Origin of the sequence: Micromonospora sediminicola (genome assembly GCF_900089585.1) — a bacterium.
Taxonomy (GTDB): domain Bacteria; phylum Actinomycetota; class Actinomycetes; order Mycobacteriales; family Micromonosporaceae; genus Micromonospora; species Micromonospora sediminicola.
In genome coordinates this window covers 4115885-4131329 of the sequence record NZ_FLRH01000003.1, presented here as the reverse complement: position 1 = coordinate 4131329, position 15445 = coordinate 4115885, and the positions used below count along the sequence as shown (strand labels likewise).

Sequence of the window (15445 nt, the reverse complement as noted above, 5' to 3'; positions counted from 1 at the left end):
GGGTCGGTTGGCCGGGGTGGTGCACACCGCCGGTGTGCTGGACGACGGTGTGGTGTCGGCGATCTCCCCGGAGCGGTTGGCGGGCGTGCTCGCGCCGAAGGTGACGGCCGCATGGGCTCTGCACGAGGCGACCCGCGACCTCGACCTGGACCTGTTCGTGCTCTTCTCGTCCCTCGCCGGGGTGCTGGGTTCGCCGGGTCAGGCGGCGTACGGGGCGGGAAACGCGTTCCTGGACGCGTTGGCGCTGGTGCGGCGGCAGGAGGGTCTGCCGGCGGTGTCGCTGGCGTGGGGGATGTGGGACACCGCGGGGATGGCGGCGTCGCTGAGCGAGGGGGAGCGGCAACGCGCGGCGCGAGCCGGGCTGCCCCCGATGAACACCGACGTCGGGCTGGCCCTGTTCGACGCCGCCCTCGCCGAGGGACGGCCGGCGCTCGTGCCGGCCGTCGTCGACGTACCGGCGCTGCGGGCCGCCCTCGACGGCGGGCCGGTCCCGGCGGTGCTCCGCGCCCTCACCGGCCCGGCCGCCACCCGCCGGCAGGTCCGCGCCGGCGGCGACTGGGCCGACCGGCTGGCCGGCCGCACCGAGGACGAGGCCCGCGCCGAGGTCGACGTGTTGGTCCGAGGGCTGGTGGCGCAGGTGCTCGGGCACGGCGGCGCGGACGCGGTGCCGGCCGACCGGGCGTTCCGGGAACTCGGGTTCGACTCGCTGACCGCCGTCGACCTGCGTAACCGGGTCAACGCCGCGACCGGGCTGCGACTGCCGTCCACGCTCGTCTTCGACCACCCCAGCCCGGCCGCCCTCGCCGCGCACCTCTTCGAACTGGTCTCCGGCCGGATCACCGCCCGGCGCGCGGCCGTGCGGGCGGCCGACACCGACGAGCCCATCGCCATCGTCGGCATGGCCTGCCGCTACCCCGGTGGCGTCGACAACCCCGAACAGCTCTGGCAACTCCTGGCCGGCGGCCGGGACGGGATCTCCGCGTTCCCCGCCGACCGGGGCTGGGACCTCGACGCGCTCTACGACCCGGACCCGGACCACCCCGGCACCTCGTACGCCCGGCACGGCGGCTTCCTGACCGGCGCCGCCGACTTCGACAGCGGCTTCTTCGGCATCTCGCCCCGCGAGGCGGTCGCCATGGATCCGCAGCAGCGGCTGCTGCTGGAGGCGTCCTGGGAGAGCTTCGAGTCCGCCGGCCTCGACCCGGCCGTCCTGCGCGGCTCGCGCACCGGCGTGTTCGCCGGCGTGATGTACCACGACTACGCCTCCCGCCTGGCCGACCTTCCGCCGGACGCCGAGGGCTACGTCGGCACCGGCACCTCCGCCAGCGTGCTGTCCGGTCGGGTGGCGTACACGTTCGGGTTGGAGGGTCCGGCGGTCACGGTGGACACCGCCTGCTCGTCGTCCCTGGTGGCGCTGCACCTCGCCGGGCAGGCGCTGCGGTCGGGCGAGTGCGACCTGGCCCTGGCCGGCGGCGTCACGGTGATGGCGACGCCCGGCACGTTCGTCGAGTTCTCCCGCCAGCGTGGCCTGTCCCCGGACGGCCGGTGCCGGTCCTTCGCCGCCTCGGCCGACGGGACGGGCTGGTCCGAGGGCGTCGGCGTCCTGCTGGTGCAGCGGCTCTCCGACGCCCAGCGGGAGGGCCGCCGGATCCTGGCTGTGGTGCGGGGCACGGCGGTGAACTCCGACGGCGCGTCCAACGGGTTGACCGCCCCCAACGGTCCGTCGCAGCAGCGGGTGATCCGGCAGGCCCTGGCCAACGCGCGGCTAGGCACGTCCGATGTGGACGCGGTGGAGGCGCACGGCACCGGCACCACGCTCGGTGACCCCATCGAGGCGCAGGCGCTGCTCGCCACGTACGGGCAGGACCGGCCGGACGGCCGGCCGCTGCTGCTCGGGTCGATCAAGTCGAACCTGGGGCACACGCAGGCCGCCGCCGGCGTCGCCGGGGTGATCAAAATGGTCCTGGCCATGCGGCACGGGATCGTCCCCGCGACGCTGCACGTGGACGAGCCGTCCCCGCACATCGACTGGACCGCTGGCGCGGTCGCCCTCGCCACCGCCGCCACACCGTGGCCCGACCAGGGCCGGCCCCGCCGGGCCGCCGTGTCCTCCTTCGGCATCTCCGGCACCAACGCCCACGTCATCCTGGAGCAGCCCCCTGTCTCCGACGCCGGCGACGCGGCAACCGACCGGCCGGCCGGCCCCGCGGTGGTGCCGGTGCTGCTGTCGGCGCGTACCGACGCGGCCCTGGCCGCCCAGGCCGACCGGTGGGCCGACCGGCTCGCCGGCGACGCGGCGTGGCGACCGGTCGACGTCGCCTGGTCGTCCGTGACCACCCGACCCGCGCTGGAGCGACGAGCCGTGGTGCCCGCCGCCGACCGGGACGACCTGCTGGCCGGTCTGCGGGCGTTGGCCGCCGGCGAACCGTCCGGCGAAGCGATCAGCGGCGTCCCGACGCCGCGCGGCCGGCTGGCGATCCTCTTCTCCGGGCAGGGCGCGCAGCGCGTCGGGATGGGTCGGGAGTTGTCCGTGGCGTTCCCGGTGTTCGCGTCCGCCCTTGATGAGGTGTGCGGTCACCTGGATCCGTTGTTGCCGCAGCCGTTGAAGACGGTGTTGTTCGGCGACGGGGACCTGCTCGACCAGACGCAGTTCACCCAGGCCGGTTTGTTCGCGGTCGAGGTGGCCCTGTTCCGGTTGGTCGAGTCGTTCGGGGTGATGCCGGATCTGGTCGGTGGGCACTCGGTCGGGGAGATCACGGCCGCGTTCGTGGCGGGGGTGTTGTCGCTGCCTGATGCGTGCGTGTTGGTGGCGGCGCGGGGTCGGTTGATGCAGGCGTTGCCGGCCGGTGGCGGGATGCTCGCCGTGGCCGCCCCCGAGGCGGAGGTGGCCGAGATGATCGCCGGCCGGGCGGACGTGGGGATCGCCGCGGTCAACGGGCCGTCGTCGGTGGTCGTCTCCGGTGACCTCGACGCGCTGACCGCGCTCGACGGCACGTGGCGGGACGCGGGCGTGCGGGTCCGCCGTCTGACCGTGTCGCACGCGTTCCACAGTCCGCTGATGGAGCCGATGCTGGCCGAGTTCCGCAGTGTGCTGGCGGGGTTGACGTTCGCCGCGCCGCTGCTGCCGGTGGTGTCGAACGTGACGGGCGCGCTGGCCGACGGCGACGACCTGCGCAACCCCGACTACTGGGTGCGCCACGTCCGCGAGGCGGTCCGCTACGCCGACGGGATCACCGCACTGCGCGCGGCCGGCGCGGACACGTTCCTCGAACTCGGCCCGCAGAGCGTGCTGACCGCGCTGACCGCCGAGATCCTGCCCGACGACGACGACGACGACGACGACGCCGCGCTCGCCGTGGCCGCGCAACGTCGCGACCGCGCCGAGACGCCCGCGCTGCTCACCGCGCTGGCCCAGCTGCACGTGCACGGCGTCCCGGTCTCCTGGGAGGCGTGGTTCACCGGCCCCGCGCCCACCCGGATCGACCTGCCCACGTACGCGTTCCAGCACCGGCGCTACTGGCCGGAGACCGCCCGCCACCGCCCCGGCGACGTCTCCGGCGCCGGGCTGAGCGACGCCGCGCACCCCCTGCTCGGCGCCACCGTCGAGCTGGCCGGCGACGGCACGGTCGTCCTGACCGGCCAACTCTCCCTCGCCACCCACCCCTGGCTGGCCGACCACGCCGTCGCCGGGACCACACTGCTCCCCGGCGCCGCGCTCGTCGAGATCGCCGTCCGCGCCGGAGACGAGGCCGGCGTGCCCCGGCTGCGCGACCTCACCGTCGCCACGCCAGTGGTCCTGCCCGACACCGGTCGGCTGCGCCTCCAGGTACGCGTCGACGGCGCCGGCACCCGACGCGCCCTCACCGTCCACTCCCGACCCGAGGACGACCCCGACGCCGGCTGGACCCGGCACGCCGACGGCATCCTCGAACCGTCGGTGCCGGACGAGCCCACCGTCGGCGCCTGGCCGCCCGCCGGGCTGACCGAGGTCGACCTCACCGACTGGTACCCGACGCTCGCCGCGCACGGCCTGGCGTACGGGCCGGCGTTCCGGGGCGTACGGCGGGCCTGGACCGGCGACGACGCGGCGTACGCGGAGATCGCCCTCCCGGACGACGTGGCCGGCGACGCGGCGCGCTTCGGCATCCACCCGGCGCTCCTCGACGCCGCCCTGCACCCGATCGGCCTGCTGCCCACGCCCGGCGCCGGGGGACCACGCGTCCCGTTCACGTTCGAGGGCGTCCAGGTGCACGCCACCGGCGCCACCGTGCTGCGGGTACGGCTCACCCGCGACGGCGACGCCGTCCGGCTGGCCGCCGCCGACGAGACCGGCGCGCCCGTCGTGTCGGTGGACGCGCTGCACCTGCGGGAGATGACCGGCCTGCCCGCGACCGGCGCCCGCTCCCTGTACGAGGTGCGCTGGGAGCCCACGCCGGCGCGCCCGGGGCGGATCGGCGACTGGGCGGCGCTCGGCGCGCCCGTCGACGGGCTGCCGACGTACCCGGACGTGCCGGCGGCGCTCGCTGCCGGGGCGCCCGAGGTGTTCGTCCTGCCGGTGGCCGCGCCGTCCGGGGTGGCGATGCCGGAAGCGGTTCGGATGGTCACGTCGGACGTGCTGGCGGTGGTGCAGGCGTGGCTGGCCGCGGAGCCGTTGGCGGGTTCGCGGTTGGTGGTGGTGACCCGGGGTGCGGTGGCGGTGTCGGACGGCGACCGGGTGGTGGACCTGGCCGGTGCGGCGGTGTGGGGGTTGCTGCGGTCGGCGCAGTCGGAGCATCCGGGCCGGATCGTCGTGGCGGATGTGGATCGGGACGTGGACGCGTCGGTGGTGTCGGTGCTGGCCGGTGTGGTGGGGGATTTGCCGGTGACGGGCGGGCAGGTGGCGGTGCGCGGCGATGCCGTGTTGACGCCGCGTCTGGTCCGCGCGACGCTTCCGCCGGCTGTTCCCGCGAGGTCGTCCGGGGACATGACGGCCGGTCACGCCGCGGACACGCCCGTGACCGGTGGTGACGTGGCCGGTCCTGTTCCGGCCGCCGACACTCCCGCGATCGGTGGTGACGCCGGCGGCACGGTGCTGGTGACCGGTGGCACCGGGTCCCTGGGTGCCCTGGTGGCCGAGCACCTGGCGGCCCGACACGACGTACGGTCGCTGGTGCTGGTGTCGCGGCAGGGCCCGGCCGCGCCGGGCGCGGCGGCACTTGTCCAACGGCTGAACGGGTGGGGTGCGTCGGTGTCGGTGGTGGCGTGCGACGTCACCGACCGGGACCAGGTGCACCGGCTGGTCGCCGAGGTTCCGGGTCGGCTCGCCGGAGTGGTGCACACCGCCGGGATCCTGGACGACGGCGTGGTGTCCGCGATGACCGCGGACCGGTTGGCGGGCGTGCTGGGGCCGAAGGTGACGGCGGGGTGGTGGCTGCACGAGGCCACCCAGGGCCTCGACCTGGACCTGTTCGTCCTCTTCTCGTCCCTCGCCGGGGTGCTGGGTTCGCCGGGGCAGGCGGCGTACGCGGCGGGGAACGCGTTCCTGGACGCGTTGGCGGTGGCCCGGCGGCAGGAGGGTCTGCCGGCGGTCAGCCTGGCATGGGGGATGTGGGACACCGCCGGCATGGCGGCGACGCTCAGCGAGGGAGAGCGGCGGCGGTCGGCGCGGGCCGGGCTGCCCCCGATGAGCACCGGGACCGGGCTGGAGCTGTTCGACGCCGCGCTCACCGCCGGCCGTCCGGCCCTCGTACCGATCGTGATCGACCTGACCGCGCTGCGCGCGGCCGGTGCTCCCGTACCGTCGATGCTGGCCCCGCTCGTCGGGCCCGCCGCCACCCGGCGGCTCGCGGGCACCGGGGGTTGGGCCGACCGGCTGGCCCGGCTCACCGACGACCAGGCCCGCGCCGAGGTCGACGTGCTGGTCCGGGGCCTGGTCGCGCAGGTGCTCGGGCACGGTGGCGCGGACGCGGTGCCGGCCGACCGGGCGTTCCGGGAACTGGGCTTCGACTCGCTGACCGCCGTCGACCTGCGTAACCGGGTCAACGCCGCGACCGGGCTGCGGCTGCCGTCCACGCTCATCTTCGACCACCCCACCCCGGCCGCGCTCGCCGCGCAGGTGTGGACCGAACTGGCCGGCGGCCGGCCGGACGCGGCCACCCCGACGGCGGCCACCACCACCGGGCTGGACGAGCCGATCGCGATCGTCGGGATGGCCTGCCGCTATCCGGGTGGGGTGGCGAACCCGGAGCAGTTGTGGGAGCTGCTGGCCGCCGGTGGAGACGGGATCTCCGAGTTCCCGGCCGACCGGGGCTGGGACCTGGAGTCGCTGTTCGACCCGGACCCGGACCACAGCGGCACCTCGTACGCGACGCAGGGCGGTTTCCTCTACGACGCCGCCGACTTCGACAGCGGCTTCTTCGGCATCAGCCCGCGTGAGGCCCTCGCCATGGACCCGCAGCAGCGGCTGCTGTTGGAGACGTCGTGGGAGGCGTTCGAGTCCGCCGGCCTGGACCCGGCGACGCTGCGCGGCTCGCGTACCGGCGTGTTCGCCGGCGTCATGTACCACGACTACGCGACCCGGCTGGTCGAGTCGTCGGCCGAGGTCGAGGGGTACGTCGGCGTGGGCACCTCGGGCAGCGTGCTGTCCGGCCGGCTGGCGTACACGTTCGGGTTGGAGGGTCCGGCGGTCACCGTGGACACCGCCTGCTCGTCGTCGCTCGTCGCGCTGCACCTCGCCGCGCAGGCGCTGCGCTCCGGCGAGTGCGACCTCGCCCTGGCCGGTGGGGTGACGGTGATGTCGACACCGGGGACGTTCATCGAGTTCTCCCGGCAGCGTGGACTCGCCGCCGACGGGCGGTGCAAGTCGTTCGCCGCGTCCGCCGACGGCACCGGCTGGGGCGAGGGCACCGGCGTCCTGCTGGTGCAGCGGCTCGCCGACGCCCAGCGGGACGGCCGCCGGATCCTGGCCGTGGTGCGGGGCACGGCGGTCAACCAGGACGGCGCGTCGAACGGGCTGACCGCCCCCAACGGGCCGTCGCAGCAGCGGGTGATCCGCCAGGCCCTCGCGAACGCCCGGCTGGGCACGGCCGACGTGGACGTGGTCGAGGCGCACGGCACCGGCACCACGCTCGGTGACCCGATCGAGGCGCAGGCGCTGCTGGCCACCTACGGCCAGGACCGCGAGACGCCGCTGCTCCTGGGGTCGATCAAGTCGAACCTCGGGCACACCCAGGCCGCCGCCGGTGTCGCCGGGGTGATCAAAATGGTCCTGGCCATGCGGCACGGCCTGGTGCCGCCGACGCTGCACGTGGACGAGCCGTCCCCGCACATCGACTGGACCGCCGGGGCGGTCGAGCTGGCGACCGCGCCGACCCCGTGGCCCGACCGGGACCGGCCCCGCCGGGCGGCGGTGTCGTCGTTCGGCATCTCCGGCACCAACGCCCACGTCGTCCTCGAACAGCCACCCGCCACCGCCGGCCCGGCCGGAACGGTGATCGACGGTGCCGTGCTCCCCACCCGCGCCGACGGCCAGGATCGGCCCGCCACCACCGCCGGCGCGGCCCGCGCCCACCTGCCGGTGCTGCTGTCGGCGCGGACCGACGCGGCCCTGGCCAGCCAGGCCGAGCGGTGGGCACGTCGCCTGGCCGGTGACGCCACGCTCCGACCGGTGGACCTGGCCTGGTCCTCGGTGACCACCCGGGCCACCCTGGAACGGCGGGCCGTGCTCGCCGCCACCGACCGGGACGACCTGCTCACCGCGCTGCGCGCGCTGGCGGCCGGTACGCCGTCGGGCGCGGTGCTCTCCGGTGACGCGGTGCGGCGCGGCCCGCTCGCGGTGCTGTTCTCCGGTCAGGGCGCGCAGCGCGCGGGGATGGGTCGGGAGTTGTCCGCGGCGTTCCCGGTGTTCGCGTCCGCCCTCGATGAGGTGTGCGGTCACCTGGATCCGTTGCTGCCGCAGCCGTTGAAGCCGGTGTTGTTCGGCGACGGTGACCTGATCGACCAGACGCGGTTCACGCAGGCCGGGTTGTTCGCGGTCGAGGTGGCGTTGTTCCGGCTGGTGGAGTCGTTCGGGGTGACGCCGGACTTCGTGGGTGGTCATTCGATCGGTGAGGTCACGGCCGCGCATGTGGCGGGGGTGTTGTCGTTGCCGGACGCGTGTGCCCTGGTGGCGGCGCGGGGCCGGCTGATGCAGGCGTTGCCGGCCGGCGGTGGGATGCTGGCGGTCGCCGCACCCGAGTCCGACGTGGCCGGAATGATCGCCGGCCGGACGGACGTCGGGATCGCGGCGGTGAACGGGCCGTCCTCGGTGGTCGTCTCCGGTGACCTCGACGCGCTGACCGCGCTGGAGCACACCTGGCGGGACCGGGGCGTCCGGGTCCGCCGGCTCACCGTCAGTCACGCGTTCCACAGTCCGCTGATGGAGCCGATGCTGGCCGAGTTCCGCGGCGTGCTGGACGGGTTGACGTTCGCCGCGCCGTTGCTGCCGGTGGTGTCCAACGTGACCGGTGCGATCGCGGACCCGGGGGAGCTGACGGACCCGGACTACTGGGTGCGGCACGTGCGTCAGGCGGTCCGCTTCGCCGACGGGATCACCGCGCTGCGTGACGTCGGGGTGGACACGTTCCTGGAGATCGGGCCGCAGAGCGTGCTCACGGCGCTGACCGCCGAGGTCCTTGCCGAAGGAGACGGGCTCGCGGTCGCGGTGCAGCGTCGGGACCGGGACGAGAGCGCCGCGTTGCTGGCCGGGTTGGCCGACCTGCACGTCCACGGCGTGCCGGTGGACTGGACGCCCTGGTTCGCCGGCACCGACGCCACCCGCGTCGACCTGCCCACCTATGCCTTCCAGCACCAGCGCTACTGGCCCGCGCCAAGCGCCCGCACGCCGGTCGCGCCGGACGCCGAGTTCTGGGCCGCCGTGGAGAGCGGCGACCCCGCCGTGCTCGCCGCGCACCTCGGCCACGACGCCGCCGCCGACGTGCTCAGCTCCGCGCTGCCGGTCCTCGCCGACTGGCACCGCGCCCGCACCCGGGGACCGGACACCGGGGCGTACCGGATCGGTTGGGAGCCGGTGCGTCCCGCCGCCGCAGCCGGGCTGACCGGCCGGTGGCTGGTCGCCACCGTCGGCGGCGGCGCCGACGGCGGCGTCCCGAGGACGCTCACCGAGGCCGGCGCCACCGTCGACACGCTCACCATCGCGGCCGGCGCCGACCGCAACGACCTGGCGGAGCGCCTCCGACGCCTCGGCGACGACCAGGGCTGGACCGGCGTGCTCTGCGTCCTGCCCCGGCAGGACCGGCCGCTGCCCGGCGCGCCGGCGGTCCCGGCCGGCACCGCCGCGCTGCTCACGCTCGTGCAGGCGCTCACCGACACCGGCCGGCCCGGCCGCGTGTGGGCGCTCAGCCGCGCCGCGCTGGCCGTCGCCCCCGGCGACCGGGGCGGCGACGTCCGGGCCGCGTCCGCCTGGGGCCTCGGCCGCGCCGTCGCCCTGGAACACCCGGACCGGTGGGGCGGCCTGGTCGACCTGCCCGCCCGCGCCGACCGGACCACCCGCGCCGCGCTCGTCGCGCTGCTCGCCGACGGCACCCACGACCAGGTGGCCGTACGCCGCAGCGGCGTCTACGCCCGGCGGCTCCTCCCGGCCACGGCGCCGGCCGGCGCCGGCTGGCGACCCCGGGGCACCGTGCTGGTCACCGGCGGCACCGGTGCGCTCGGCCGGCACGTCGCCCGCTGGCTGCTGGCGAACGGGGCCGACGAGGTGGTGCTGGCGTCGCGGCGCGGCCCGGACGCCCCCGGCGCGGCCGACCTCGCCGCCACGCTCGGCGCGGTCCGGGTGGTCGCCTGCGACGTCAGCGACCCGGTCGCCGTCACCGACCTGGTGGACGACCTGCCCGCGCTGACCGCCGTCGTGCACGCCGCCGGCGTCGCCGGCGACCCGGCCGCCGCCCACGACCTGACCACCGCCGAGCTGGCCCGCACCCTCTCCGGCAAGGTGCTCGGCGCGATGCACCTGGACGCCGCCTGCCAGGACCGCGACCTCGACGCGTTCGTGGTGTTCTCCTCCGTCGCCGGCGTCTGGGGCGGCGGCGAGCAGGCCGGCTACGCCGCCGGCAACGCCCTGCTCGACGCGCTGGTCGCCGCCCGCCGCGCGGCCGGTCTGCCGGCCACCGCGCTCGCCTACGGCCCGTGGGCGCAGGACGGAATGGCCGCCGGGGAGACGGCGGACGGGCTGCGCCGCCGCGGGCTCGACCCGGTCCCGCCGGCCACCGCCGTCGCCGCGCTGGGCCGCTGGGTCAACGCTCCCGAGCCGGCCCCGGTGATCGCCGACGTGGACTGGTCCCGGTTCGTCGCGGCGTACACGGCGGCGCGCCCCAGCCACCTGTTCGACCGGGTCGCCCCGGCCGTCGCGGTCGACGGCGGGCAGCCGGAGCCGACCGACGACGGCTTCCGCGCCCGACTCGCCGGGCTGCCGCCGGCCGGGCAGGAGACGCTGCTGCTCGACCTGGTCCGCGCCGAGGCCGCCGCCGTGCTCGGACACCCCTCCACCGACCAGGTGCCGGCCGACCGCGCGTTCCGCGACCTCGGCTTCGACTCGCTGGCCGCGGTGCAGCTGCGGGACCGGGTCGGCCGGGCCACCGGCACGACACTGCCCTCCACAGTGGTCTTCGACCACCCGTCGGCGGCCGAGCTGGCGCGCTTCCTGCGCACCGCGATGGTGGCCGGCGCGGACGCGCCGGTCGAGGCCACCCACCCGGCGGCCCGGCCGGCCGCCGACGAACCCATCGCGATCGTGTCGATGGCCTGCCGGTTCCCCGGCGGCGTGTCCTCCCCGCAGGAGCTGTGGCGGCTGCTCGCCGACGGTGTGGACGCCGTCGGCCCGATGCCCACCGACCGGGGGTGGGACCTCGACGGGCTCTTCGACAGCGACCCGGAGCGCGTCGGCACCAGCTACACCCGCAGCGGCGGCTTCCTCGCCGACGTGGCCGGCTTCGACGCCGCGTTCTTCGGGATCAACCCGCGCGAGGCGCTCGCCATGGACCCGCAGCAACGGCTGCTGCTGCACACCACCTGGGAGGCGATCGAGTCCGCCGGCCTCGACCCGCAGCGGCTGCGCGGCTCGGCCACCGGCGTGTTCGTCGGCACCAACGGGCAGGACTACGCGACCCTGCTGCTCGGCGCCCGCGCCGAGGTCGAGGGCTACCAGGCCACCGGCAACGGCGCGTCCGTCGTCTCCGGCCGGCTGGCGTACGCGTTCGGCCTGCACGGCCCCGCCGTCACCGTCGACACCGCCTGCTCCTCGTCGCTGGTCGCGCTGCACCTGGCCGCGCAGGCGCTGCGCTCCGGCGAGTGCGACCTGGCCCTCGCCGGCGGCGTCACGGTGATGTCGACACCCGGCGCGTTCCTGGAGTTCTCCCGGCAGCGCGGACTCGCCGCGGACGGGCGGGTCAAGGCGTTCGCCGCCGCCGCGGACGGCACCGGCTGGGGCGAGGGCGTCGGTGTCCTGCTGCTGCAACGCCTCTCCGACGCCCAGCGGGAGGGCCGGAAGATCCTCGCCGTGGTGCGCGGCAGCGCGGTCAACTCCGACGGCGCGTCCAACGGCCTGACCGCGCCGAACGGACCGGCCCAGCAGCGCGTCATCCGGGCCGCCCTGGCCAACGCCGGCCTCACCCCGGCCGACGTCGACGCGATCGAGGCGCACGGCACCGGCACCACGCTCGGCGACCCGATCGAGGCCCAGGCGCTCGCCGCCGCGTACGGGCCGGACCGCCCGACGGACCGGCCGCTCTGGCTCGGCTCGGTCAAGTCGAACCTCGGTCACACCCAGGCGGCGGCGGGCGCGGCCAGCCTGATCAAGATGGTGCTGGCGCTGCGTCACGGCACGCTCCCGGCGACGCTGCACGTCGACGCGCCCACGCCGCACGTGGACTGGTCCGCCGGCCCGCTGGCGCTGCTCACCGAGGCGCGCCCCTGGGCGGCCGACGGGCGTACCCGCCGGGCCGGCGTCTCGTCGTTCGGCATCAGCGGCACCAACGCCCACGTGATCCTGGAGGAGGCCCCGGCCGACCCGACCGGCCCGGACCTCGCCGGCCCGGCCCGCGACGTCGCGCTGCCGTGGCCGGTCAGCGCGGCCACCGCCGCCGGCCTGCGGGACCAGGCCGCCCGCCTGGCCGCCCGGCTCACCGACCCGACCGACCCGCTGTCCGCCGCCGACCCCGGCGCGACCGCCTGGGCGCTGGTCGAGGGCCGGGCGCACCTGACCCACCGGGCCGTGGTGGTCGCCGCCGACCCGGCGACCCGGCGGGAGGCGCTCGCCGCGCTCGCCGCCGGCGACCCCCACCCCGCCCTCGTGTCGGCCGCGCCGGCCGGCACCGGTGGCGCCGCCGTCCTCTTCTCCGGGCAGGGCGCGCAGCGCGCCGGGATGGGCCGGGAGCTGTACGCGGCGTTCCCGGTGTTCGCGTCCGCCCTCGACGAGGTGTGCGGGCACCTCGACCCGCTGTTGCCGCAGCCGCTGAAGCCGGTGCTGTTCGGCGACGACGACCTGCTCGACCAGACGTGGTTCACGCAGGCCGGTCTGTTCGCGGTGGAGGTGGCCCTGTTCCGGCTCGTCGAGTCGTTCGGGGTGGTGGCCGACCTCATCGGCGGGCACTCGGTCGGCGAGATCACCGCCGCGTACGTGGCCGGTGTGCTGTCGCTGCCGGACGCGTGCGCGCTGGTGGCGGCGCGGGGCCGCCTGATGCAGGCGCTACCGGCCGGCGGCGGGATGCTGGCGGTGGCCGCGCCGGAGGCCGAGGTCGCCGCGTCGATCGCCGGCCGTCCGGACGTGGGCGTCGCGGCGGTCAACGGCCCGACGTCGGTGGTGGTCTCCGGCCCGGTCGACGCGCTGACGGAGATCGAGCGGACCTGGCGGGACCGGGGTGTCCGCGTCCGCCGGCTCACGGTGTCGCACGCGTTCCACAGCCCGCTGATGGAACCGATGCTGGCCGACTTCCGCGACGTGTTGGACGGGCTGACGTTCGCCGCGCCGCTGCTGCCGGTGGTGTCCAACCTGACCGGCGCGCTCGCCGACGGTGACGACCTGCGCACCCCCGACTACTGGGTGCGCCACGTCCGCGAGGCGGTCCGCTACGCCGACGGGATCACCGCGCTGCGCGCGGCCGGCGCGGACACGTTCCTGGAGATCGGGCCGGCCGCCGTGCTGACCCCGATGAACGCCGACCTGCTCCCCGACGACGCCACCGCCGTGGCCACGCTGCGCGCCGGCGTACCGGAGGTCACCGCCCTGCTCACCGCGGTCGCCGCCTGGTACGCGACCGGCCGGGACCCGCACTGGCCGGCGCTGCTCGCCGGCCCCCGACCCGCCGCCCGCGACCTGCCCGAACTGCCCACCTACCCGTTCCGGCCGCAGCGCTACTGGCCCACCCTGACCACGCCGATCGGCGGCGCGGCCGGGCCGGACGACGGCGAGTTCTGGCGGGCGGTCACCGACGGCGACCTCGACCGTCTCGGCATCGACACCGGACAGCCGCTGCGCGACCTGCTGCCGCAGCTCGACACGTGGCGTCGTCGGCGGCGCCAGGACGGCGTGCTGGCCGGCTGGCGCTACCGGGTCGCCTGGCAGCCCCGCCCGCTCACCGGCGGGGAGCCGGGCCGCTGGCTGGTGGTCGCGCCGCCCCGCGAGACCGCCGCCACGGTCACCGGGGCGCTGCGGGCCGGCGGCGCCGACGTGCGGCTGCTCACCGTCGACCCGGCCACCGTGGACCGCGACGGCCTCGCCGCCGACCTGGCCCGGGCCGCGGCCGAGCACCGGCCCACCGGACTGCTGTCACTGCTCGCGCTCGACGAGGCGCCCCACCCCGAGCAGGACGCCCTGCCGGCCGGGCTCGCGGCGAACCTGCTGCTCCTGCAGGCGCACACCGCCCGCGACGACGACGCGCCGCTGTGGCTCGCCACCACCGGCGCGGTCGCCACCGACGACGAACCGGCCACCCGGCCGTGGCAGGCCACCACCTGGGGTCTCGGGCTGGCCGCCGCGCTGGAACACCCCCGGCACGTCGGCGGTCTGGTCGACCTGCCCGGCACGGTGACCGCCGAGCCCGCCGCCGCGCTGCTCGCCACGCTGACCAACCGGGAGGCCGAGGACCAGGTCGCCGTGCGCGCGGCCGGGCCGCTCGTGCGCCGCCTGATCCGCGCCACCGACCCGACCGGGGGTACGGACGGCGGCTGGACGCCGCGCGGGAGCGTCCTGCTCAGCGGCGGTACCGGACCGGTCGCCCGGCACACCACCGCCTGGCTCGACCGGGCCGGCGCCACCGTGGTGCCGCTGGACGAGCCGGCCGGCGGGAAGCTGGCCGACCGGATGGCGCAGCTCGCCGCCGACGGACGCCCGGTCACCGGGCTGGTGCACGTGCCCGCCGACACCGGCACCGTGCCGCTGGCCGACCTCACCCCCGCCGACCTGGCCGCCGACCTGCTCGCCACCGTCGGCGACCTGCCCCGGTACGCCGACGAGGTGGAACAGCGGACGCTCGGCGCGCTCGTGGTCTGCTCCTCCACCTCCGGGGTGTGGGGCTCCGGCGGGCGCTGCGGGCAGGCGGCCGGCGACGCCCTGCTCCAGGTGCTCGCCGCCGGGTGGCGGCGGGCCGGGCTGCCGGTCACCTCGGTCGCGTTCGGCCCCTGGGCCGACGGCCTCACCGACACCGACCTGGCGCAGCTGAGCCGGGGCGGGCTACCCGGCATGGATCCCGAACTGGCCGTCGCCGCGCTGCGGCGGGCCGTCGCGGACGGCGCCCGGCTGGTCGTCGCCGACGTCCGCTGGGACCGGTTCGTGCCGGCCGTCGCCGCGGTCCGCGACCGGCCGCTCTTCGGCGACCTGCCGGAGGCCCGGGAGGCGCTGCGCGGCCTGCACGCCGACCAGCCCACCGACGACGCCGCCGCGACCGCGCTGCGGGAACGACTGCGCCCGCTCGGCGACGCGGAGCGGGACGCGATCCTGGTCGACCTCGTCGCCGGGCAGGCCGCCTCGGTGCTCGGCCTCCCGGACACCACCGACCTCGGCCCCGCCCGGGCGTTCCGCGAGGTCGGCTTCGACTCGATGACCGCCGTGGCGCTGCGCAACCGGCTCCGGGCCGCCACCGGGGCCACGCTGCCGGCGAGCGTGGTGTTCGACTACCCGACCCCGCTGGCGCTCGCCCGGCACCTGCGTACGCTGCTGGCCCCCGACGGCGCCGCCGCCACCACCGGCCTGCTCGCCGAGCTGGAGAAGGTGGACGGGCTGTTCGCCGCCGGCGCGCCGGACGAGCTGACCCGGCGGAAACTGCTGGTGCAGATGCAGGCGTTCCTCGCCCGCTGGGGCGACGACCGGTCCGCGCCGCAGGAGGCGCCGGTGACCCGCACGCTCGACGGGGCCAGCGACGCCGAACTGTTCGACTTCATCCACCGCGAGTTGGGTGGCCCCGGCGGCGAATCCTGA

Annotated in this window: 1 protein-coding gene (only partly in view); it reads left to right on the top strand. The window is 76.7% G+C overall.

Annotated elements, in window-relative coordinates; translation table 11 throughout:
- Positions 1-15445: the 3' portion of a type I polyketide synthase gene (locus GA0070622_RS19275; RefSeq protein WP_091574873.1), read on the top strand. The gene continues 14228 nt to the left of window position 1, outside the view; only the last 15445 of its 29673 coding nucleotides appear in the window; the start codon falls outside the window, past its left edge; it ends in the stop codon at positions 15443-15445.